Consider the following 23741-nt stretch of genomic DNA (forward strand, 5'->3'; position numbering starts at 1 on the left):
AGGACTATGCTACTGCTTACACAGATGCTATTAAATTAACCATAAGTTTAAGGTAAGCTCTATCTATCTGGTTGAGGCTACGCTGCAATGAAAAAAATCATTCTCTTCGCACTGGTTGTATTGACGATCGAGATGCGTCATGACATCGCAGACCTCTTCGACCCGCCACCACCTTTCGACGCAAGTAAAACCAAAGTCGTGTTATATAGCGCCAGCTGGTGTCGTTATTGCGCTAAAGTTCGTGCCCTTTTTGATCAGTATGACGTCCAATATACGGAATACGACGTAGAGAAATCTGTGCGCGGAAAGCAAGGATACGATGCTCTAGGAGGCGGAGGCATCCCCATCACCGTCATCAATGATGGCGTGGTTAGAGGCTATGATCGAGACAAAATTAAACAGCTTCTCGGCCATTAGCCGTCTACGAGTAGAGCGACAGCTATTCAGCTTGCTGCAAAGATATCCCTTTACGCCCGGCCAAAAAATGCTGTAAATCAGCTTCAGCACTCAGCGGAAGGCTGACGACCAATCTCAGTTCTAGCCCATAGTCCGCCGAATCGATTGCTCCCCCCTGAGCATCAATAAAGCGTCTCAGCTCGGGCTCTGCGGCATAGTCGCTATGTAAGACAAAAACCGCCTTCGGCACTAGCGTCACTGTACTTAGACGCTCAATCGCCTGTTGTGTCGAACTGGAATAGGCCCTAACCAAGCCCCCCGCTCCCAGCTTAATACCACCGAAATAACGAATGATCACGACCATGATATCGCCGATGCCGCGATGATTGAGTACGTTGAGAATCGGTTTACCCGCCGTCCCCGAAGGCTCACCATCATCACTGAACGCAGCGCTGCTCGGCTGACGGGGGTCACCTAACAGGTAAGCCCAACAATGGTGTCTCGCATCAGGATAATCATGTTGCGCCAACGCCAACGCAGCCATCGCCGCGGCACGATCTTCGGCATGATAGACACGCGCAATAAACTTGCTTTTCTTCACCTCGTAACAGTGCTCTAGCATCGCTGCGGGTATTAGGTAGGGCTGCTTCAAAGCAAGGTTAACCTCGATATAGCTAGCTGGAATAAATACCGGGGATTAAGCAATACGCTTAGTCTCGGCACGAATATTATAAACGTTACCCAGCAACATCAAACCAGCACCAAACAATAAAAAGAGATCAATACTCTCCTGGTAGAACCAATAGCCCACAAGCGCGATCAACGGTAAACGTAGGAAGTCCATCGGGATAACCACCCCCAAGTCGGCATGGCTGAGAGCCGTTGCCATGGACCAATGCGCTAACAATGCAGAGAGCGCCACCACCACCAACCAGAACCAAGCAAGCGGGCTAGGTTGCTGCCATTGTATTGCCGCTGGGATAGAGGACAGTATAGCCTGTACCAACACCATGAAAAAAACGATAGCTATAGCGCTATTGTCAGCCGTCAGCTTACGCGTGGTCGTATGAGTAATACCAAAGAACACCGCACTGCCCAACACCACCCAGGCCGGCCCTGCAATCTGCTCAAAACCAGGTCGAAGAATAATCAACATACCCAGTAAGCCCAATACGATTGAGCTTAACCGCGGCAGCGTCATACGCTCCCCAAGACAGAGTACCGCCAAAATACCGGTCCACACCGGCACTGTAAATTCGATCGCAAAGACCTCTGCCAACGGGATCATTGCCAGACCATAGAACCAGCCGAACTGCGCAATGAAGTGACAGCTATTACGCAGGCCGTGCCAACCGAGCTGACCTCGATGTACGCTTGACCAACTGCCTCGCCAGTGCAATATCCCCACTATGATCACCAGCCCGATAAGGCTGCGTACAAATAAGATCTGCGAAATCGCGAGACTCGCAGTTAACTCTCTTCCCGCTACGGCCATCAACATGAACTGGCTGAGTGCCAGCAACATCCACAGCGCTGCTTTAGCAGTCGGCTTCATGGCTACCACCGACATTAAGACCAATCACTAACGAAGTCATTCACCGCCAGCTCTGGCAGCGCTTTTGGCTCGCCCAAGCGAGAACCCACATAAACAAAGCCGATCACTTGCTCATTGTCCGCCAAACCTAGGCCACGAGACACCTGTTCGTTCGTTGCCATGGGCCCTGTCCGCCAGATACCGGCAAAACCCAGCGCCTCTGCTGCCAACAATATCCCATGCACACCACAGCCAGCGCTCAGCACCTGCTCCTGCATCGGCACACCATCATGCTCGGTCAACTGAGCGATAGCGACAATGATTAGCGGTGCTCGCAGAGGCTGATTGCGCAGGCGCGTGAGCTTCTCCTCCGTCGCATCGGGGTTGGTAGCAAGCTCGGCTTTGGCATACAAGTCGCCTAACTTGCTTCTGGCCTCGCCGCTCACCTGCAGATAGCGCCAGGGCCGAAGTCGCGAATGATCCGGCGCACGTAAGGCGGCACGAAACATTAGCTCACAGTCGGCCGCTGTTGGACCCGGCTCCTGTAATCGAGGTGAAGAGTTGCGGTTGAGTAAAGCATCCATAATGACAGACATAGAGGGGACCCATTTATTATCGTGACCACGGCCATTGCTTCAACGACCCTCCTCTTTATTATATAGAGGCTGTTTGATCGGTAAATTTCACAGTAAACCAGTGAGCCATCAAGATAGCTCGCAGCAACCTTGGCGAGAATGATTATCAGCGGCGGATATTATAAAGATTCGACCCTACTGTCGAGGGCCGAGATAACGCTTTAGTCTTGGCGCTCACCGACTTTGACGTTACCGTTTTGCAGGAACTGCGCTACTTGGCGGCGCTTGCGGCCTAGCAGCAGTGGGCCGTCATCATAAAAGAGAAAATTCTTCCAGTTTCGGCGATACACTTCCCAGGTCGTCTCGATAATATGGTCAGACTCATAGCAAAAATACACTACGGTATTGCCCTCCCAGTCGAGATGTTCCGCTAGGACTTCCGGCAACGCCATATCGTCGCTGTCCCAGGCCTCTTGCCAGCGCTCTAGCTGCTGCCAAGTTTTCTTGTTGCCCGCCCAGTCACCGTTGGTAAAATGATCGGGTTCCGTGCTCATCTCACTAACTAAATGGCGCCAAACCTCGTCGCTGCGAGAGGCAGTCATCGGCTTGATCTGCGCAAGATCTTCTTCAGTCACAGGTAGGTCGCGGTGACGAAAGATCCACGCCTTCTTGTACTCATTCATGGGGATGTAGTTCATTGTGCTACTCAATGCAATTGACGCCGCCATTGTAACAGAGTGCCACTAGCCTCCACAGCAGCTATTTTCCCGCCATCAACCACCGCCCTAAGGTCGATCGACATTCTGCTAACTTTGCTTATCGCTGCACAACCCCTTATAATTCGCCCTCCATTTTTTCTATCGCCCATTCAGCGCAGGATTTGCTCTTGATTTCAACAGCTAATGTCACCATGCAATTCGGCAGTAAGCCGCTTTTCGAAAATATTTCCGTCAAGTTCGGTGAAGGTAACCGTTACGGCCTAATTGGTGCCAATGGCTGCGGAAAATCAACCTTCATGAAGATCCTCGATGGTTCGTTAGAGGCGACTGCAGGTAACGTCTCGATCACGCCCAACGAACGCCTCGGCAAGTTGAGCCAGGATCAGTTCGCCTTCGAAGAATTTAGCGTCATCGATACCGTGATGATGGGTAACCGCGAACTATGGGCGATCAAAGAAGAGCGTGATGCCATTTACGCCAAGCCAGAGATGAGCGAAGAGGACGGCATGCGCGCCGGTGACCTCGAAGCTGAGTTTGCCGAGATGGATGGCTACACCGCAGAGAGTCGTGCCGGTGAGCTATTATTGGGCGCCGGTATTCCACTGGACCTACACTGGGGCCTGATGAGCAACGTTGCTCCAGGTTTAAAGGTTCGCGTACTTCTCGCCCAGGCGCTGTTTTCCAACCCCGACATCCTGCTGCTTGATGAGCCGACCAACAACTTGGATATCAACACCATCCGTTGGCTGGAAGAGGTGTTAAATAGCTACACCTGTACCATGATCATCATCTCGCACGATCGTCATTTCCTAAACTCTATCTGCACCCACATGGCCGATATCGACTACGGCACCATCAAGGTTTACCCCGGTAACTACGATGATTTCATGACCGCCTCTACCCAGGCACGTGAACGCATGCAGAACGAGAACAACAAGAAGAAGGCCGAGATCGCCGAGCTGAAACAGTTCGTCAGCCGCTTTAGCGCCAACGCCTCCAAGGCAAAGCAAGCTACCTCTCGCGCCAAGCGTCTGGATAAGATCGAACTTGCTGACATCAAGCCTTCAACGCGTATTAACCCTTATATCATCTTCAAGCAAGAGAAGAAGTTACACCGTCTCGCCCTCGAGGTGAAAGGCTTAGGTCACCGCTACGAAGGCGGCGAGCAACTCTTCCAGAACTCCGATCTACTGGTCGAAGCTGGCGAGCGCATTGCCATTATCGGTGCCAACGGTGTGGGGAAAACCACCTTCCTAAAGTGCTTGATGAACGAGGTCGAACCTACCGAAGGTAGCTTCAAATGGGCTGAAAATGCTCAGGTTGGCTACTATGCTCAGGACCACGCCCGCGACTTCCCCAAGTCAGAGAGCCTATTCGAGTGGCTGAGCAACTGGCGCCAGGAGCACCACGAGGACCAAATCGTCCGCGCCACCCTCGGCCGCTTACTCTTCTCTGCTGACACGCAGAAGAAAGACGTGAAAGTCTGTTCCGGTGGTGAGCAGGGGCGCATGCTATTCGGCAAGCTGATGATGCAAGATAACAACGTCTTGCTGATGGATGAGCCGACCAACCACATGGATATGGAGTGTATCGAATCACTCAACCTAGCGTTGGAAAACTACCCCGGCACACTGATGTTTGTCAGCCACGACCGTGAGTTCGTCTCCTCACTGGCGACGCGAATTATCGAGATCAAAGACAACAGCATCGTCGACTTCCACGGTAACTATGAAGATTACCTGAAGTCACAAGGCATCTAAACGGCCACGATTTCGTCGCCAATAGCGCCAAAAAAGGGAGGTAAGCTTTACAGCTACCTCCCTTTTTTTATCTGCATGATACGGGGCTTATCACCACGGTTTGCGTCGCTGCAAGCCACTTAGCCGCTGCTGCCACGGCAACGGCACCCAACGCTCCAACAGCACGATAGCAAGCACAGCCAACAGGCAGCCTAGCCCATTGGCCAACATATCGAGCAACGAGAAAAAACGTCCAGGCACCCACAGCTGTCCACACTCTACGAGGACGGCATAGGCAAATACCGCCAGAATGACTTTCAACCCCCTAGAGTGGTAACCATAAGCCAGGTAAGCCGCGACCGAGACGCCAAACCAAGCAGTGAAATGTAAAGCTTTATCCCAGCTATTCTCAAAGACCTGCGCCGGCTGCGGCACCAGAGACTGTTGGCTGACAAAGAGCAAAATAAGCCAAAAGCACAGACGATAGAAATTCAAAACATAACGCTGTTGCACATTAAAAACCTTCATCATCATAAACACCGCTCAACAGCGGCCGACAGTAAACCGCCTATTTTAACACCAATTTTTCCGACAGGCTGCGAAGATCGAAGCGCTCTATACGCCCACTGCGCGCCAGCTGACAAGCCTCAGGTTCTAGCTCAGCACTGGTACAGATATAGAGAAAGTCACCCGCTGCATCGAGCACACAGGCAAAGCTCTTTTGCGATAAAGCGATACGATGGCTGATCTGCCCACCTTCCAACACGCGCAACACATAACAATCAACAGTCGCCACCCAAATGCCACCACAGCCATCGGAAGCAATACCGTCAGGCATCACTTCACCTAAGTCAGCCCAGAGGCGGCGTCCACTCAGCAGCCCGTCATCGCCGACATCAAAAGCCGTTAGACAGTGGCCAAGCGTCTCCGCCACCACCAGTACCTTGCCGCCATCCAGCAAGACACTGCCATTAGGGAAGGTCATCTCCTCGGCAACCACTTCAAAAGCACCATTATGTTCAAGCTTGACTAGCTTTGAGGCCTGTATCGGCTCACCAATTTCAAAGCCAAAACTCCCTACATAAGCCTGCCCCTGCGTTGTAACGACCATGTCGTTGAGTGGCCCCATCATCACGTCACTGACATCGGCAAATTCATTGAGCTGCTCACCATCGAAACGCAGTACCCGCTGATCGCACATCGACACCACCAACATATCGCCATTGGGTAGCCAGCCTAGACCCGATGGCCTGCCCGCAACCTCCACCACCAAATTCAACTGTTCGCCCTTCAGACAATAGACACTATGGCTGTAGAAATCGGAAAAATACAGCGCGCCATCATGCCAACGCGGCGCCTCAGGAAAGGTTAAACCCTCCGCTACAATGGTTGTCGGGTGGTCGACTACTACCGTGTCTGTACTCTCTTCTTTTATCATTATGAGCCTCCTGCTACTGGCCTGTTATATGCTGTTTTCGAGTAACAAGTTGAGAAATCCCTCATTGCTTGCATCATTATTTAAGTCGTCGATCCAAGGCCTTAAATCGGCTTCTGTTGCGGGGATTAGCCGGTTGTCGATCTGGTCGATGATAAAAATCGACAACTCTAAAGCCAGCAGCCAATCCAGCAGTTGGTGTGCGTTACCGCCGGCATTAATCAGTCCACGCGGCCAAAACTCAATGACGAGGCTCAACCCCTGACGCGAGCGCTCAACCAGCTTAGCCAACCCCGTCAGCACCTCGATCTCGGCTCCCTGAGTGTCGACCTTGATCACCCTTGCCTTAAGCTCCGGATCAATAGCGTCGAAATAACTATCGCCATGCAGCAGCTCGATCGCCGTCTTATTGCGCCCACGTCCATCATCGTAAATCTGGTGATCGCCTCGATTGGCCTCATTCAAATACAGATACCCCTGCCCTGGTTGAGAGGCCAGCGCGGCATTCACCGCCGTCACATTATCCCCGTAGTCTGCACCGCTGAGAGCCGCATTCTGGGCAAATAAAGCATAGTTAAGTGGCTCCGGCTCAAAGCCAAAGACATGACCGCTACGGTCAACACACTGTGCTGCCAGCGCCGAGTAATAACCAATATTGGCACCGACATCGATAAAAACATCACCGGCCTGCAGGCGCTCGACAATCAGCTGGGTTTCATATTCTTCCCACACACCGTCACTGGCAATAAAACGTGAGACATGGGTGTCGTCGGCATGCTCGTGCACCAGCATCGACACCGGCACTTGCAAGCCGGCAACTTTTAAGGGGTAACTCTTAGCCATACTTCTCATCTCCCGACACGGTCAGCACCGCTAGGTATTACTGTTTTTTATTCACTATAACGTAAGAGCGTCAGGGTATTACACAAAAAGGGAGGAGGACGAACAATTCTTCACAATAGATCGAGCAAGATAGGAGGGCGTCCACTGCCCTCCCAAAATTTTAACCGCCCTTAATCACACATTTCCGCGTAGGGATTGGTCATCTCAAGGCTGATCGAGGCGTCGTAGCCCTCGATACGAATCTCGGTATCGCTCAGACTGATATGCTCATCACCACGCACTTGGTGGTCGAACCAGTACTGCGGGCTAGTTTGCCCTTGCAGCGTCGCCTCATCATAGGCCGCCGCCTTAGCAGCGACGGCGATATTCTTCGCACGATAGGCCGTCATTGCTTCAGCACCATACTTCTTGCTGAGCATTTTCTCGACCACGTGCGGTGCCAGCAGATAACCTGTCGCGTTGTTCCCACCAAAGCCCTTGGCGTTAACAAAAGCCACATCCATTGCCTGACAGCCGACCGACTTGTGCTCTGGGCTGATATTGAGATGATCCTGGTGCACATCATCGGCCACACTCTCGATGGTCGCGATACCCGGAATGATACCGTGCTGCCAAACGCCCAGTGCACTGGCGATTTGGTCTCCGGCAGCACAACCGATGCTATGACCGAGATAGCACTTCACCGCTGCGACCGGCCAACGGTCAATAGCGAAGGCCTTTGCCGTCTCGTTGAGAATATGTGATTCGGTGGTCCGGTTTTTCGGTGTGCTCGTGCCATGCGCATGTACATAGCTGCGCTGACTGATGCTCTCGGCACCCACAACACTCTTGGCTGAAGCCACCGCCTTGGCGACGGTAATATAATTGCCGACACCGGGTGCTGAGATCGATTTTTTATTACCATCGGCATTGATAAACACATCACCGGCGGCAGCAAAGATTGTCGCCCCAGTCTCCATCACCAGCGCATCATCCATCAAAATAATAAACTGGGCAGATTCTGCAATGGTAAAGCCACAATTTTCAGCGAAGGGGCGACAGGCACGACGATAATCCGGGTCGGCTAACGCCTTAGCGGCATCGAGAGCCAGCAGCGCCTCATCGGTCGCCAGCGCGCCCATCGCGGAATACCCTTCCATGATGTCGGCATTGATCGGCGCCTCGCTGTTGCCAATTACCGCGATTCGGGTGCGACCACTGCGAATATCATCGATACCGTGACGCAGGTTGTAGAGGAAAGAGGCACAGGCACCCATGGAGGTCCCGGTCGTGCCCATGCTGCCGAGCACATAGGCATTAACGAAGTCGGCTGGCATCTCCGCAAAGCCCAATGCACACTGCTTCGAAGTCACCCGCTTACCGAGCGCCCGAGAATTCAATAGGCCGCCGTAGCCATTGCCATCCAGCTGCCCCATGGCGCTGCCGGCGTAGACGCTGATCTGATCGGCCGGCACCTGCTGTTGCAGCTCCGACCAATCAATACCCAGTGAACCCAGCGCATCGCTAGCAGCAAAGACCGTCATCTGCAGCCCGCGAGGATGATTACGCGATTGGTAGAGTTTACCGGGCTCAAAGCCCATCGGCAGCTGCCCTGCCGCCTGTACCGGCACCTTGCGATAATCGCGCACCAACATCTCAACGGCTGCGGTCACAGTCACCAACACCGTCTTCTTGTCGATAGGCTCTACACGCCAGCCCGGCGGTAATACCGCCGGCATGTTACGCACAGAGACAGTAAATTGTAGATCCCCTTGAGGCGTCAGAGGCAGCTTCTTATTCCAAGAGACTGCATCGACGGGAAAGTGCTGATGCTCGATGCGACGCACAAGCGTGTGCGCCAAGATCTGCTCATCGCTCATGGTCGTATCATCCTCTTCACCCGGCACCATCAACTGTCTGAGACTAGCCAATGTACGGCGTTGTTCGGACTCATCAAGGGCACTAAAAACCGTACGACAATAGCCGTGGTGAGCAGAGCTACGACCCGATGAGTTGATACCACCAAAACCGACGATAATAGGAAGAGCTGACATAACAAGCCTCTCAAAGAGCAACGCAAATTGGCGCTGAATGGGGTGAGCAGGAGCTGGCTCTTCGACAAAAATTAGCGTCGCGCCAGAAAAAACGGCGGCCACTCCTAAGTGATGCGCAAAGTGTAATGCATGTACCAAGCATTAATCATGGTAATATGGCCAAGGCTATGGCCAATTAAGCCAAAATTGATTAGGCTCACCGAATGAAACAGATCAACGTTGCCCTGCTCCTCTACGAACATGCCCTCGCCAGCAGTCTCAGCCTGCCTGCTGAGATGTTATCGGCCGCCGATAACTTCAACCGCAGCCGTAAGGGGCCTAGCACTCAGCTGACGATTACCCTCGCCGGCCAGAGCAAAGAGGCCGTTTCCCATAGCGGTGGGATCTTGATTCAACCGCACTGTCGTTACCAGCAACTCGACAACATCGACCTGCTGATCCTGCCGGCACTATGGCGCAACCCCATTCCCGTGGTCAGGCGCAATGACGAGGTCAGTCAACTGCTCCGCCTCAGCTACCAACGTAAGACACAGATTTGCTCCGTCGGCACCGCCAGCTGCTTCCTTGCCGAAGCCGGCCTACTGGACAACAAACCCGCCACCACACACTGGTATTTTATGGATGCCTTCGCGCACCGCTATCCAGAGGTGAAACTGCAACGCGCACACCTGATCACCCAGGCCGATAACCTCTACTGTGTCGGCAGCGTCAACTCGGTGGCTGACCTAATGATTCACTTCATTGAACAGTTTTACGATCGCGCCACTGCCCGAGAAGTTGAGAGTCACTTCTCACCAGAAATCCGGCGCACCTATAAGGAACACAGCTTTGTCGAGGGAGAGGTCAGTAGTCACGGGGATGAGTCCGTTATTCAAGCGCAGCAGTGGCTACTCGAGCACTACCAGCAGCACCTCGATAGCACGCAACTCGCCGCACACTGTGGGCTGAGTGTACGCAGTTTCAATCGACGATTTCGCGCCGCCGCGGGGATGACACCGGGGGAGTATCTCGCCAAGGTGAGGGTCGATATCGCTCAGGGGCTACTCAAAGACAGCAACCTCTCCATTGCGGAGGTTGCTTTTGCTGTCGGCTACCAAGATAGCAGCCACTTCTCACGGTTATTCAAACAACTACTGGGGCAGCCGCCAAGCAGCTACCGGAAATCAGTACGTGGCAAGCTGTTCAGCTTACCCGAACAGACGCCTTAAAGCAGGGTAAAGCTCGCTAACACCAATAAGATTAATAAGTTGCCACGGTGTGTCGCCTGCACATGGTCTTCTAAAATGGCGCTAAATCGGTTTGTTAATCGTGTCATCTCTTTTCTTCCTAGTCGCGCGCTGTCGCTACCTGCTATAGGTATTTCTGGGCGGGTGTTTCTGAGCGGGTATTTCTGGAGGGATTTTATGGCGAGCATTCTAACCAGTATGGGAGGAAAAAAACATAGGTAAAGGCCGACAAATGTAGAGAAATATCGTTATTTCTTATGCAAAAGCGCCGATCTGTCGAAACCCTCGTCCACGCCTCTTTCGTCATAATAGCGCTTCTCTCTGCACGAGCTAATTCCTACCGGCTATACTCACAGCTATACGGCACCTCATCCAGTCCGCATCACCTGCAAGGAAATACTGGCATGACGAATAAAATCCGGTCCATCTCCGCGTCGCCCACCGAATCTACCCTGAGCGACAAATTTCAACAGCACGGCACAGTGCTGCTCAGCGGCATCGAAGCCCTCGCCCGCCTCGCTCTGCTGCAAGCCGAGCTCGATCAACAGCACGGCATCGACAGCGCCGGCTTCATCTCGGGTTACCGCGGCTCGCCGATCGGCGGTCTCGACCAGGTACTGTGGAAACAGCAGACATTACTCGAACAACACCGCATCTACTTTCAGCCCGGTCTCAACGAAGATCTCGCCGCCACCGCGGTCTGGGGCAGTCAACAGGCCGGCATTATCGGTGAGGCAAAATATCAAGGTGTGTTCGCTCTCTGGTACGGCAAGGGACCCGGTGTCGACCGCAGCATGGACGCCATCAAGCACGCCAACGCGGCGGGTACCGCCGCCTACGGAGGTGTTCTCGCCCTGGCCGGCGACGACCACGGCGCCCGCTCCTCCACGCTACCGCATCAGAGCGAACATCTATTCATCGCCGCCGGCATCCCAGTACTCAACCCCGCTGGTATCGAAGAGCTCATCGACTTCGGGCTCTATGGCTGGGCGATGTCACGCTACAGCGGCTGCTGGGTAGCGCTTAAGGCGATCACCGAGAACATGGACAGCCGCGCCAATATCGACATCGATCTATCCCGCATCAACATCGTCAACCCCGACCTCGAGCTGCCTGCCGACGGCCTCCACCTGCGCTGGCCTGACACCCCCGTCGAACAGGAATTTCGCCTACAGCGCCACAAGATCTATGCCGCTCGTGCCTTCTGCCTCGCCAACCAGCTTGATCGTATTGTCGTCGACCCGCCCAACGCCCGGCTGGGCATCATCACTACCGGCAAAGCCTATCACGACGTACGCCAGGCGCTGCTCGACCTGGGCATCGATGGTGACCAGCAGGAGCACTCTATTCGCTTGCTGAAAATCGGCATGAGCTGGCCGCTGGAACCCAATATTGTGCACCGCTTTGCCAAGGGGCTCAGGGAGATCCTAGTCGTCGAGGAGAAGCGCTCGATCATCGAAGACCAGCTCACCGGCCAACTCTATAACTGGCCGGTCGATGAGCGCCCCACCGTTGTCGGTGAATTCGACGAACAGCAACAACTATTGCTCGGTAACACCGGCGAGCTCGACCCCGCCATCGTCGCCACGGTCATCGCCGCTCGTCTGGCCCCCTTCTACCAGTCGGCCGCCATCGAACAGCGTGTGCAATTCTTGCAGCAACAATACCAAGCCTTACAACAGGCCCACTTTTCGCTCATCCGTAAACCACACTATTGCTCTGGCTGCCCACACAACAGCTCCACCGTCGTGCCCGAAGGCAGCCATGCCATGGCCGGCATCGGCTGCCACTACATGGCCACCTGGATGGGGCGCGACACCCTCACTTTCACACAGATGGGTGGCGAGGGCGTCACCTGGATTGGCCAGGCCCGTTTCACTCAGTGTGATCATGTCTTTCAAAACCTCGGTGACGGCACCTATCTGCACTCCGGCAGCCTCGCCATCCGCGCCGCCCTCGCCGCCAAGGTCAATATCACCTACAAGATCCTCTTCAACGATGCCGTCGCCATGACTGGCGGCCAACCCTTGGATGGCAGCCTGAACGTGCCGCAACTCAGTCAGCAACTCTACAGTGAAGGCGTTAAGGTCATTGCCCTCGTCACCGATGCTCCGCACCAGTACGATAAGTCAGCGGATTTCGCCCCGGTCGTCGAGATTTTTCATCGACGCGAACTCGACAATCTACAGCGACGACTGCGTCAGACCAAGGGGGTGAGCTGCCTGATCTTCGACCAAACCTGTGCCGCCGAAAAACGTCGCCGACGCAAGCGCGGGGCCTACCCCGATGTCGCCAAGCGGCTGTTTATCAACCGTGAACTCTGCGAGGGCTGTGGCGACTGCTCGACTGCCTCCAACTGCCTCAGCATCGTCCCCGTCGAAACCACCCTCGGCCGCAAACGCGAAATTGACCAGGAAGGCTGCAACAAAGATTACAGCTGCCTCGAGGGCTTCTGTCCCAGCTTCGTCTCTCTCGAGGGCGCTCGCTTGAAGCGGCAGGTACGTGACCTTAGCGGCTTCCCTCCCCCTGATGAAGTCGGCGCTATCGACTGCCGTGAAGGCTACAATATCGTGCTGACCGGCATCGGCGGCACCGGCATTGTCACCGCCTCGGCGTTACTGTCCATGGCCGCCCACCTAGAAGGCAAAATCACCAAGAGTATCGACATCACCGGCTTGGCACAGAAGTTCGGTGCCGTCACGAGCCACGTGCGTATCGCCGAACGTCCTCACCAGCTTTTCACCGCGCGCATTCCTGCGGGCTGCAGCCATCTGCTGCTAGGCTTCGATCTCGCTGTCTCCAGCATGGATGAGAGCCTAGCGCTACTCGATAAGCACAGCAGCTTCGGCATCATCAATGAGCACCAAAGCATCACCGCTGACTTTATTCACGATGTACAACACCCCTTCCCGAAACCGCCGCTGCTAAATAACTTATACCGCTTGCTCGGTGACAAGATCAGCTGCTTCAATCCTTATCGGCTCTCCCAAGAGTGGCTGGGTAGTCCTCGCTACTGCAACACCGTCCTGCTCGGTCACGCCTACCAGCTCGGCAAGCTGCCAGTCAGTGCCAGCAGTTTGCAGCAGGCTATCCGCCTCAACCAGACCGACCAAGAGGAAAACCTGCTGGCCTTCACCCTCGGCCGACTCAGCGTCACCGTTAGCGAACACCTGAGGCAAAAAATCGCCACCCACGCGGCGCCGCCAGACACCCTCGCCGAGTGCCTCGAAAGCTATTGCCAACGTCTCACCAACTACCATAATGCACGCTATGCTCGTCGCTTCCAGCAACGTATCGAGCGACTCTCCGCCATCGAGCTGGCAACTCACAGCCACGACTATCTTGCCATCGCAGCGGCACACAGCTACTACAAACTGCTCGCCTGTAAGGACGAGTTCGAAGTCGCCCGCCAACTGACCAGCTCGGCGTTCACAGAGCAGTTGGACAAAACCTTTAGTGGCGATTTCAGTATTCACTACCACCTCGCCGCCCCCTATCTGCGTCACCACCACAAGCGTCATCACAGCGGCAACAACAGTACTGATAACAACACTGATCACAACACTGATAACAACACGACGGGGGTGAAACGTCATTTCGGGGGATACTTCCGGCTGCCACTGCGTCTGCTGGCAAAACTGCGCTGGCTGCGCTTTACGCCGCTCAACCCTTTCCGCCTACAGGCTGATCGACGCCTCGAACAGCAGACCTTGACCGACTTTGAAGCAGACTGTCAGCTCATCGAGCAGCACCTGCAGGCGCGTAATGTAGACATCGCACTTGAGCTACTACAGCTGCCTCTCGAGTATCGTGGCTATGGCCACATCAAACACGCCAACATCACCCGGCTCAGCGCTCAACGCGAGCAGTTAAGAGGGCAGTTATCGACTATTATTCAAACGGATAAGGAAAGCTCAAGGCAGTCGAGCCGGCCGCTAAAATAACGCTCGACTATAAGCCGTAAACTAATTCGTCTTTGCCTCGTCATGTTGATAACCCTACACTGCTAGCGGTATCCCAGTCCGGCAACGACACCCTCATCGAGCAATGGCAGGCGTGTGATGAAAATATTTGATAACCCACACGATAATCAGCACGAATATCTCGCCTTCTGCAATGATCGCGACAGCGGTCTGCGCGCCATCATCGCCATTCATAACACCACGCTCGGCCCCGCCGTCGGCGGCTGCCGCATGTTCAACTACGCCACAGAGCAAGACGCCATCGACGATGCCCTGCAGCTCTCTGAAGCCATGACCTATAAGGCCGCCATGGCCAACCTGCCCTACGGTGGTGGTAAAAGCATCATAATCGGCGACCCTAGCTGCGACAAAAGCACCGCGAAATTCCATGCCATGGGTGACTTTATCGAGCGCCTACAAGGGGCTTATATCAGTGCCGAAGATGCTGGCACCAATGGCCACGACCTGACCCTGATCCGGCAGCGCACAGGCTACGTGTTCGGCGTGCGCCCCGACCCCCTCGGCTTTGGCGGTTACCGCAAGGCTAACCCCTCACCCGCAACCGCCTACGGCGTCTACCTTGGCATCAAACAGGCGCTACAAGAGCAACGGGGCAGTGATAGCCTGAGTGGTATTCGTGTCGCCATTCAAGGGGTCGGCAATGTTGGCTATGCGCTCTGTAAACTGCTACACACTGACGGGGCTCGTCTCTGGGCCAGCGACACGAACCCCAAGCAACTGCAGCGCGCCAGCTTAGGCTTTGGCGCGATGGCCGTCGACAACGAGGAGATCCACCGCCTCGATGTGGATGTCTTCGCCCCCTGTGCCATGGGGCAGAGCCTAAACCATCACACCGCCCCGCAGTTACTCGCGCGTATTGTCGCCGGTTCAGCGAACAATCAGTGCAGCCATATTGAGATCGCCGAGCGTCTTCATCAGCGCGGGGTATTGCTCTGCCCTGACTTTGTCATCAACGCCGGCGGGCTCATCGACCTGGCACATGATTTCGATGGCCGCAGACACGACTTCAGCCTAAGCCTACAACGCATTCCCGACAATCTTGCGGAAATTTTCACCGCCGCCAAACAACAGAATCTCAGCCCTGTTATCATCGCACAAAACCTCGCCCTGCAGCGCCTACAATCGATCCCCAGCAGCCACTTCACCCACCACCTCAACAGCCTGCGTGGCAGCGCGATGAGCTACCTACCTTAACCATCATCAGTGTGGCTAATAAGCACTATAATGCGCCGATCGCCCCCGATCTTGCGGCATACCCACCGACGCCCTTGTATCGCCTGCCCCGCTATGGCTAAATGGCCATCGAATACGTTCAATTAGGGCCGTCTGTGCGCCATTTCGCCAACGGCACCGTATAAAAACAAGGATTCCCGCTATGTCTGATGATGTTGTAATTGTCTCTGGTGCCCGTACCCCTATGGGCGGCCTACTCGGTGAGCTCAGTGCGCTGACCGCCGTCGAGCTCGGCACCACCGCCATCGAAGCCAGCATCGAGCGCGCTGGCATTGACGCCAGCGAGATCGAAGAAGTTTACATGGGCTGCGTCTTGGCCGCGGGCCTCAAGCAAGCTCCCGCCCGCCAAGCTGCCATCGCCGCCGGCATTCCCAATCACGCCGGTGCTGTCACACTGAACAAGCTCTGCGGCTCCGGCATGCAGGCCGTTGTCTTCGCCCACGACGCGATCAAAGCTAATACCTGTAAGGTTGCCATTGCTGGCGGTATGGAGAGCATGTCGAACGCTCCCCACATCATCAACGGCGCCCGCGGTGGTGTCGGCACTGGCGCTCGCTCGCTGGAAGACCACATGTTCTTCGACGGCTTACAAGATGCCAGCACCGGCCGCCTAATGGGCAGCTTTGCTCAGCAGACTGCCGATGACAACAACATCAGCCGTGAAGAGATGGACGCTTTCGCCATCCAATCACTGCAACGTGCCACCCAGGCGATCGAAGACGGTGTGCTGCTCGAAGAGACCGTGCCCGTCGTCATCAAGAGCCGTCGCGGTGAAACCACCATCACCAACGACGAGCAGCCACCTAAGGCTAAGCTCGACAAGATTCCACAACTGCGTCCTGCCTTCGCCAAAGACGGTACCATCACCGCCGCTAACGCCTCTTCGATCTCTGACGGTGCCTCGGCACTGTTGATGATGAGTGAGTCTGAAGCCAAGGCACGCGGTTTAACACCGCTGGCTCGTATCAAGGCGCACGCCCGCAACTCGCACGAGCCATCGCTGTTTACCACTGCACCGATCGGCTCGATGCAGAAAGTCTTGGATAAGGCTGGCTGGAGCACAGACGACGTCGACCTGTGGGAAATTAACGAAGCTTTCGCCATGGTCACCATGTTAGCGATCAAAGAGCTGGCACTAGATCCTGCCAAGGTCAACATCTATGGCGGTGCCTGCGCTCAGGGCCACCCAGTTGGCTCTACCGGCTCACGCATCATCCTCACCCTAATCCACGCCCTCAAGCGTGCAGGCAAGAGCAAAGGCGTCGCCTCACTCTGCATCGGTGGCGGTGAAGCGTTGGCGGTTGCCCTCGAGGTCTAACCAGCCTTTTAGCTATTTGGTTAAGCAAAAAAAACCAGCCTCGGCTGGTTTTTTTAGGCAAACACTTTCTTCAGTGTCGCTATTGCTCTTCCCACATACCGCTCATATCACCGAAAACCGCATCTATGATTACCGACTGCGTCCCCTCTAGAGATTGCAACAAAGCCTCTGAGAACTCGTGTTCATTGTTAACGGTGAAGCCCTTCATGTTGTAACTCTTCGCCATTTCGGCGTAGGCAGGGTTCTCATGCTCAGAAACCGTAGTCGAATTAAAATCCCTCAAATTACCGTCTCGAATAGCACCACTACTGCCATCGTTCGCAATAATAATAATGATCTTGCTCTGTATATTAAGTAACAATGCAAGCTCGTTGCTTGTCATATTGAAGCTACCGTCACCGATAAAGCTAACGACTGGCCCCTGATGCTCTAGTGCTGCGCCCATACTGGCTGGCAGACTATAACCCATCGGGCTGTTGCGCTGCGCATGAAAGAAACGCTGAGTCAGCGATGTCTTCAGCTGTGTAATGACCAGTGAACCTATATTTCCTGTGTCACAAAGGATACAGGCATCATCGGGTAGAACATCTTGAGCCACTTTAATTAAATTTTTAGGGTGCAGCCCGCCGTTATCCTCATATACCTTCCTCACAAAGCTTAAGGCAGCATCACACTCGCGAGCAAACTCATCATGCTTTGGGTGACGAGAGTTAAGTGTAAGAAAACTCTGTGCCGCAGTAAAAAAGCCACTAGCGCTAGTACGCATCGAATACTCTGCGGAAAACACCCTGCCAATTTCATCTTCATCCGGGTCGATGTGAGCGATCACAGCATTGGGCAACACCGTCTTTTTATCCGACATCCAGTCCCATTCCCACTGTTCAAATCGATTACCCAAACTTAAAACAAAGTCCGCAGCCTTCAGACATTGATAGAGATAGCGATTACCACCTGTAACGCGGAGCGCACCTAAGCACAATAGATCTATTTCGTCGACATAGTCTTTCGCCAGAGGAGAAACAGCAAAAGGGATCCCCGTTTGATCAATAAAATCACGGATCTGCTGCCGAATATTGCCTCCCTCGAAAGCGCCTTCCCCAATCACAATCACAGGCTTCTGAGCGGCGTACAAGCGCGACATGATATGCTCGGTCTGCACCAAATCTGCCGCGAGAGGAGATATGCATTTATAGGTCTCCGCCGCGAGACTTTGATAATCGACCTTATGCTGCCAGTAATCCCCAGGCACATCCACATAGACTGGTCCAGGGCGGCCAGATTTTGCTACACGAAATGCTTCACGAAAAATAGTCGGGATCTCACCCGGTGTCATAGCGAGCATCGCAGACTTTGTACAAGCCTGAAAAATTTGCAGCTGATCAACCGCCCTACCGCGACCGCTGGAATCTTGTAGAGCATTCTTACCCGCAGAATATGAGGGCACCATAGAGCCAATAATTACCATCGGAATTGAGTCTAAATGCGCCGACGCTATCCCTGCCACCATATTTTGTACGCCTGGCCCTGTAGTACCTAGAACAACCCCCACTTTACCGGATTGCTGATAATGCCCCATCGCCATATAAACGGCATTACCCTCTTGCTTATTAAAAACGACATTAACTTGCTCATCCCGATCGATAGAATCCCAAAGAAATCGTATTTGCGCCCCAGTATGTCCAAAGGCATACTCAACGCCTTCGTTTTTCATAATATCTACGATAATTTCACGAACTTCTTTGCCGCTCTCTTCACTCATCTCATCGATATCCATATCAGAAATTGTTTTTATTAATTATATGCACCAACCGCTACGCTATGCTAGTCAGCATAAGCTATCCGCACAACACTGCAACGGCTTAACCATTTCAAGCCTCACCTTAAATGGGCAGTTCTATATAACGCGAAGAGTGCTCCATTTAGGCTTTACGACCACAATAATCAAACCCCCACAATCTAGCTGCGCCATTCCGCTAAATAAATATAAGTTTACTTCAACACAAAAAACGGAGCCATTAGCTCCGCCTCTACTCAAACGATACTAAGCAACTAACAAAGGTTAAGCCACCTGCCAAGTCTCGGCTAGCGCCACCTGTAACTCATCTTTCACTTCCTGCGGCACAATGTCACCGACGCCATCAGGTGCATCGAAGGCTGCCATCGCATTCACTAACAGGTCGACCTGGTTATTCAGCAACACGGCACCATCGACTTCAATCTGATCCAGTTCGAAATTTTCATTTTCAAACCAACTGATCACCTGCACACTGTCATCCGTTCCCACGCGATTAATCATCAGATCGTCACCGGTGCGGCTAAACCATAAATCCTCGTAAGAAGCCTGCTCAAATACAGCAATGTCGATAGTACTCGGTGAATTATTGTCCGCAGGGTTAAACAACCAATCTCGGCCATCACCTGCAGCAAAACGATAGGTATCACTGCCACCGTCAGCATCGGATGTTATGCTGTCGCCAATCAATAAATCTGAGCCTCGGCCACCGATGAGCACGTCGTCACCTCCCTCACCATAGATTGCATCCATGCCATCTTGGCCAACAAGTGTTTCACCCCACTTGCCACCGATCATCTCAAAATCACCCCCGTCGGTACCGTACTGAGGCAGACTAAACAGCTGGTCGCCGCTGAGGGTCGAGCCATCAGCAAATTGAATCTGTTCGATCGGAGAACGCTCATTGCTATAGGCATGCTCAATACGAATTTGATCACCTGTTAACTGCCCTGACTCGTGCAGACGGATAATCATATGATCGCCGTCACGGTAGAGACTCAGGTCGTCGAGGCCAATACCGGCACCAAACTCGATGACGTCGAACTCCTCATCAGATCTGGATTCAGCAATAGTATCTTGGCCGTCACCACGATTAAAACGGTAGGTGTCATGAGCACCAAACCCAAAAAACAGGTCATTACCCTTGCCGCCGATGAGCACATTTTGCGCCAGCTCGCCGTTGCTACTACCCAGTGAGAGGATTTGGTCATCACCAGCACCAGCATCGATATGGTTATTGCCGCCCTCCACCCATATTTCATCGTTGCCATCACCGGCATAGATAGCATCGTCACTGTTTCCGGCTCGGAAAACGTCATCCCCGCCGGTGCCGTACTGGGGCAAACTAAACAGCTGGCCACCGATCAAGCGGCTACCATCAGCGAAGCTAAACTCTTCAATGCCGACTCTATCTAAGTCGTTGTGAGTGTAAGCCGACACGATCCGAATCTCATCACCCGTTGGCTGACCGTCTTGATAAATCATCACCAACAGGTCGTCATCTCCCCATTCGGCGTTGCTCTCACGGCGTATTCTTAAATCATCTTTACTAATACCTGCACCAAAATGAATGCGGTCGTAGCCGGGAATATCAAAACTACCGTCCCGATCGCTAATCACATCTTTCCCATCGCCACGACTAAATAGGTAGAGGTCGTTACTACCATAACTCTCTATCGTGTCATTGCCGGCACCGCCCACGATGGTGTTTGACGATGGCCGTGTAGGCTGCACAGGGTTCGGGTCGAATGGGTCCGGCTGTACACTATCAGGAGAAGCTTCTACTCGAATAATGTCATCGCCCTGTCCACCAAACAGCTGGTTATTGCCACCACGATCGACAATATCATCATTGCCCTCACCACCATAAATCTCGTCATCAACGAGGCTGCCTTCTATACTATCGTCACCCCAGCTTCCGTATTGCGGCAGTGCGAACAACTCATCACCAACCAGGCGAGAGCCATCGGCAAAGACAACCTCTTCGATGGTCGATGCTCCGTGCTCATCATAAGCATGCATGATAGTGATTTGATCATCGAAGAACTCACCATTCTGGTTAGCAATCATCAACACAAGGTCATCGCCCTCACGCCGGATACTCAAGTCCTCCCGGGCAATACCTGAGCCAAACTCGATGCGATCATAACCGTCCTTATCCTCACCACCTTCGCCACCAAAGTTAATGTCGACAATCGTGTCCTGACCATCACCTCGGTCAAAACGGTAAATATCGTTGCTGCCGCCACTACTGAACATCTCATCGTTGCCACGCCCGCCGACAAAAGTATTAAACGCAGTCGTGCTGGTCGAGTTCTCCACCGACAAGAAATCATTGCCTTCGCCACCGTTAAGCAGGTTACCGCTTCCCCGCAGCGAAATTTGATCGTCGCCACGCTCTCCGTAGACCGTCATTCCACCCGGATCACCGAAGGGGTTATCAAAGAAGGGGTTATGTTCATTAATAGAGTCGTTGTCGTCGGTACCAAATAAAGGCAAGTCAAACAGCGCATCGCCCTGCAGGCTCGTGCCATCGGCAAAGAACAGCCCCTCAATCTGATACTCCCGACCGAAGTTAGCATTGCGAATAGTAATTTCATCACCGGTGACAAAACCAAACTCATCACGGATCACGATGACTACATCATCACCTTGCAGGCGCAAGCTCAAATCTGTACGGCTAATATCGGCGCCAAACTGAATGCGATCGACACCCTGTTGGTCGCTGCCCTGAGCCGGATCAAAGTCGTCAATAGTATCTCGCCCGTCACCGCGCTGGAACCAATAGGTATCGCTACTGCCGCTCTGGCTGCTGAGATAATCATCGCCGCCATTACCGACAAACGTATTGGCCGACGCGGCAGGGTCAGCCTCGAGGTGATCGCTATCCCAACTACCCCGCTGAACACCCGCCCAGCCCTCTGTGATGTTTGCCGCCTCAACGACAACGCCCTCTTCAAAGGCTAGGTCGTGTAGTTGTGTACCACTGATTGTAAAGCCATCGGCAAAAAATAGCGTTTCGATCTGACGCCCTTGCTCGAGATAAAAGCCGGCAACGGTTATTTGATCGCTATGGTCGAGTGTCAACACAAGGTCGTTGCCCTGACGCCAGAAGCGCAGTTCATCACCGCGGATATCCGTAAACAAAACGCTGTCGACAGCCAGCAAGCCCTCGCCTTCTGGCGACGCATAATCTTCGATAATATCGTGGCCATCGCCTCGCTGGAACAGGTAGGTATCACTGCTGCCACCACGGCTAATCATATAATCGTCACCACGCCCACCAGAAAGAATATTCTGCTCGCCGGGCTGGCCGTCAGCATCAATCTCTATGGTATCGGCACCCTCACCGCCGTAGAGACGGTTATTACCCCCACGATCCAGCACCGTGTCATTGCCTGCACCGGCATCAATGACATCGTCACCAACATCCCCATGGACAAAGTCATCCCACTCACTCACCCCACCGGCTAACGGCTGTTGTGGCAGATCGAACAGCGCATCGCCCGATATATTCTGCACAGGGTTCTGCGGCTGGTCTGGGTTGAACGGGTCGTAGCCCTCGTTTTCAGCAGGCGCCGGTGGTGTAAACACAACCTCCTCAATCGTCATACCACCCTCGAGATAGGCACCCTCGAGTGTAATTTGATCACGCTCATCGGGGTAATCGTAGTCTGCCTCTCTATCGGCAATAATGATGATAAGGTCATCACCTTCGCGTCGAATAGTTAGATCGTCAACCGTGATACCAGGGCCGAAGACAATACGATCGTAACCACTCATTAACCCATTAGACCCGGTGCCATCAGAGGGGTAATAACCATAGTCTACTTGATCTACGATCACATCCTGGCCGTCACCTCGGTTAAACAGATAGCGATCATTACTGTTACCGTAGCTTTCGATCCGGTCGTTGCCCTCACCCCCCGAAAACGTATTAACCGATTCAGAGCTGCTGTCAGGATATGTATCAGCCAATATATGGTCATCCCCCCCACCCGCAAACACGGTATGATTACCTTCCTCCACGTGGATAAAGTCATTACCGTCGCCAGCATGTACTTCACTGTTAGCAAATTGCTCATGATGATTATGGACGTCATCGGCAGCATCACTAGCAAACTGCGGCAGGCTAAACAACTCTGCTTGCGTCAATCTTGAACCGTCAGCGAAGCTCACTTCCTCTATGCTATTCGCCGCATTTTCTCTGGCCTGCAAAATAACAATACGATCACCGGTCGGCTGCCCATTCTCATTGATGACAATAATCAGGTCCTGACCATAGTCGCTATACTCAAGGGTCAAGTCATCTCGGCTGATACCTGGGCCAAACTGCAGCCTGTCATAGCCCTGCATCGGCGTGCCCGCAAAACGATCATAATCATCAATCGTATCTTCGCCGTCGCCACGATTAAAGAGGTAGACATCGTGCCCACCGTCGTTATCGTAAATGTGATCGTTTCCTTCCCCCCCGACAAAGACGTTCGAGGAAGCCTGCTCATCATTCTGTGTTAGCAGATCATCATCACCGGCACCCGCATCGACAAAATTATTACCTGCACCAACGGTGATTCGATCACGCCCTTCACCACCATAAACAACATCATCGCCAGCACCTGTTTGGATCTCATCATCCCCCGCTAGGCCATCGATAATATTATTTTGATCATCTCCCACAAGCACGTCGCCTTCAGAGGTGCCGGTAATGATTGTTTGATTGCTTAACTCCGCGCTCATAGTCAGTCCTTTCACTTTTATTATTTCTATCAGGCCTACTAACACAATGTGCAAACCTGCTTATTTTATTGTTAGCACACATAAAGATTCATATGGTGACAAATACTAACAGGGTGACTAAGCATTAGCTTGTCGAATAGTGTTAAAATTTCCGACAGCAAGCCGATTTCATAAAAAC

16 protein-coding genes are annotated in these 23741 nt (G+C 53.4%); 6 read left to right on the forward strand and 10 right to left on the reverse strand.

What is annotated here, in order from left to right:
* Positions 1–87 precede the first annotated feature (87 nt).
* Positions 88–417 (forward strand): glutaredoxin family protein, encoded by a 330-nt coding sequence (locus EDC56_RS02830; RefSeq protein ID WP_123711003.1) that lies wholly within the window; start codon positions 88–90, stop codon positions 415–417.
* 22 nt (positions 418–439) lie between these two features.
* Here EDC56_RS02830 and EDC56_RS02835 read toward each other — a convergent pair whose 3' ends face one another.
* From EDC56_RS02835 to EDC56_RS02850, 4 genes are all read right to left on the reverse strand, one after another.
* Positions 440–1048: a YigZ family protein gene (locus EDC56_RS02835; RefSeq protein ID WP_245980633.1), complete on the reverse strand. Its 609-nt coding sequence runs from the start codon at positions 1046–1048 to the stop codon at positions 440–442.
* 45 nt (positions 1049–1093) lie between these two features.
* Positions 1094–1951: a DMT family transporter gene (locus EDC56_RS02840; protein WP_211333535.1), complete on the reverse strand. Its 858-nt coding sequence runs from the start codon at positions 1949–1951 to the stop codon at positions 1094–1096.
* 14 nt (positions 1952–1965) lie between these two features.
* Positions 1966–2526 (reverse strand): nitroreductase family protein, encoded by a 561-nt coding sequence (locus EDC56_RS02845; RefSeq protein WP_211333536.1) that lies wholly within the window; start codon positions 2524–2526, stop codon positions 1966–1968.
* Positions 2527–2726: 200 nt separating this feature from the next.
* Complete coding sequence (locus tag EDC56_RS02850; RefSeq protein ID WP_123711745.1) at positions 2727–3203, reverse strand: DUF2947 domain-containing protein; 477 nt, start codon at positions 3201–3203, stop codon at positions 2727–2729.
* A gap of 188 nt (positions 3204–3391) precedes the next feature.
* Here EDC56_RS02850 and EDC56_RS02855 point away from each other — a divergent pair, with 188 nt between their 5' ends.
* Positions 3392–4984: an ABC-F family ATPase gene (locus EDC56_RS02855; RefSeq protein ID WP_123711746.1), complete on the forward strand. Its 1593-nt coding sequence runs from the start codon at positions 3392–3394 to the stop codon at positions 4982–4984.
* A 90-nt stretch (positions 4985–5074) separates the two neighbouring features.
* On the opposite strand, the gene EDC56_RS02860 is transcribed toward EDC56_RS02855, so the two are convergent.
* The 4 genes from EDC56_RS02860 to EDC56_RS02875 form a co-directional block, all read right to left on the reverse strand.
* Positions 5075–5497, reverse strand: a complete 423-nt coding sequence (locus EDC56_RS02860) for a VanZ family protein (RefSeq protein WP_123711005.1) — start codon at positions 5495–5497, stop codon at positions 5075–5077.
* Positions 5498–5531: 34 nt separating this feature from the next.
* Positions 5532–6401: an SMP-30/gluconolactonase/LRE family protein gene (locus tag EDC56_RS02865; RefSeq protein ID WP_123711006.1), complete on the reverse strand. Its 870-nt coding sequence runs from the start codon at positions 6399–6401 to the stop codon at positions 5532–5534.
* Between the two features lie 24 nt (positions 6402–6425).
* On the reverse strand, positions 6426–7241 hold the full coding sequence (locus tag EDC56_RS02870; protein ID WP_162844059.1) for an FkbM family methyltransferase: 816 nt from the start codon (positions 7239–7241) through the stop codon (positions 6426–6428).
* Between the two features lie 170 nt (positions 7242–7411).
* Positions 7412–9274 carry a beta-ketoacyl synthase gene (locus EDC56_RS02875; RefSeq protein ID WP_123711747.1) on the reverse strand — a complete coding sequence of 621 codons (1863 nt, stop codon included), beginning with the start codon at positions 9272–9274 and terminating at the stop codon, positions 7412–7414.
* 203 nt (positions 9275–9477) lie between these two features.
* Here EDC56_RS02875 and EDC56_RS02880 point away from each other — a divergent pair, with 203 nt between their 5' ends.
* From EDC56_RS02880 to EDC56_RS02895, 4 genes are all read left to right on the forward strand, one after another.
* On the forward strand, positions 9478–10482 hold the full coding sequence (locus EDC56_RS02880) for a GlxA family transcriptional regulator (RefSeq protein ID WP_123711008.1): 1005 nt from the start codon (positions 9478–9480) through the stop codon (positions 10480–10482).
* A 422-nt stretch (positions 10483–10904) separates the two neighbouring features.
* A complete protein-coding gene (locus EDC56_RS02885; RefSeq protein WP_123711009.1) occupies positions 10905–14444 on the forward strand; it encodes an indolepyruvate ferredoxin oxidoreductase family protein in 3540 nt (1179 codons plus the stop codon).
* 117 nt (positions 14445–14561) lie between these two features.
* Positions 14562–15677 (forward strand): Glu/Leu/Phe/Val family dehydrogenase, encoded by a 1116-nt coding sequence (locus EDC56_RS02890; RefSeq protein WP_123711010.1) that lies wholly within the window; start codon positions 14562–14564, stop codon positions 15675–15677.
* Positions 15678–15858: 181 nt separating this feature from the next.
* Positions 15859–17034, forward strand: a complete 1176-nt coding sequence (locus tag EDC56_RS02895) for a thiolase family protein (RefSeq protein ID WP_123711011.1) — start codon at positions 15859–15861, stop codon at positions 17032–17034.
* A 79-nt stretch (positions 17035–17113) separates the two neighbouring features.
* On the opposite strand, the gene EDC56_RS02900 is transcribed toward EDC56_RS02895, so the two are convergent.
* Entirely contained in the window at positions 17114–18793 is a 1680-nt protein-coding gene (locus EDC56_RS02900; RefSeq protein ID WP_162844060.1) for a thiamine pyrophosphate-binding protein, read from the reverse strand.
* A gap of 300 nt (positions 18794–19093) precedes the next feature.
* Positions 19094–23563: a calcium-binding protein gene (locus EDC56_RS02905; protein WP_123711013.1), complete on the reverse strand. Its 4470-nt coding sequence runs from the start codon at positions 23561–23563 to the stop codon at positions 19094–19096.
* Positions 23564–23741 lie beyond the last annotated feature (178 nt).

The sequence above is a fragment of the Sinobacterium caligoides genome, assembly GCF_003752585.1.
Lineage (GTDB): Bacteria > Pseudomonadota > Gammaproteobacteria > Pseudomonadales > Sinobacteriaceae > Sinobacterium > Sinobacterium caligoides.

Bases quoted from the DNA above. Each gene is read 5' to 3' on its own strand.
- EDC56_RS02850 (WP_123711745.1), bottom strand. From the start codon at position 3,203: ATGAACTACATCCCCATGAATGAGTACAAGAAGGCGTGGATCTTTCGT.
- EDC56_RS02895 (WP_123711011.1), top strand. From the start codon at position 15,859: ATGTCTGATGATGTTGTAATTGTCTCTGGTGCCCGTACCCCTATGGGC.
- EDC56_RS02885 (WP_123711009.1), top strand. From the start codon at position 10,905: ATGACGAATAAAATCCGGTCCATCTCCGCGTCGCCCACCGAATCTACC.
- EDC56_RS02880 (WP_123711008.1), top strand. From the start codon at position 9,478: ATGAAACAGATCAACGTTGCCCTGCTCCTCTACGAACATGCCCTCGCC.
- EDC56_RS02840 (WP_211333535.1), bottom strand. From the start codon at position 1,951: ATGAAGCCGACTGCTAAAGCAGCGCTGTGGATGTTGCTGGCACTCAGC.
- EDC56_RS02870 (WP_162844059.1), bottom strand. From the start codon at position 7,241: ATGGCTAAGAGTTACCCCTTAAAAGTTGCCGGCTTGCAAGTGCCGGTG.
- EDC56_RS02875 (WP_123711747.1), bottom strand. From the start codon at position 9,274: ATGTCAGCTCTTCCTATTATCGTCGGTTTTGGTGGTATCAACTCATCG.
- EDC56_RS02860 (WP_123711005.1), bottom strand. From the start codon at position 5,497: ATGATGATGAAGGTTTTTAATGTGCAACAGCGTTATGTTTTGAATTTC.
- EDC56_RS02900 (WP_162844060.1), bottom strand. From the start codon at position 18,793: ATGAGTGAAGAGAGCGGCAAAGAAGTTCGTGAAATTATCGTAGATATT.
- EDC56_RS02890 (WP_123711010.1), top strand. From the start codon at position 14,562: ATGAAAATATTTGATAACCCACACGATAATCAGCACGAATATCTCGCC.
- EDC56_RS02830 (WP_123711003.1), top strand. From the start codon at position 88: ATGAAAAAAATCATTCTCTTCGCACTGGTTGTATTGACGATCGAGATG.
- EDC56_RS02905 (WP_123711013.1), bottom strand. From the start codon at position 23,563: ATGAGCGCGGAGTTAAGCAATCAAACAATCATTACCGGCACCTCTGAA.
- EDC56_RS02865 (WP_123711006.1), bottom strand. From the start codon at position 6,401: ATGATAAAAGAAGAGAGTACAGACACGGTAGTAGTCGACCACCCGACA.
- EDC56_RS02845 (WP_211333536.1), bottom strand. From the start codon at position 2,526: ATGTCTGTCATTATGGATGCTTTACTCAACCGCAACTCTTCACCTCGA.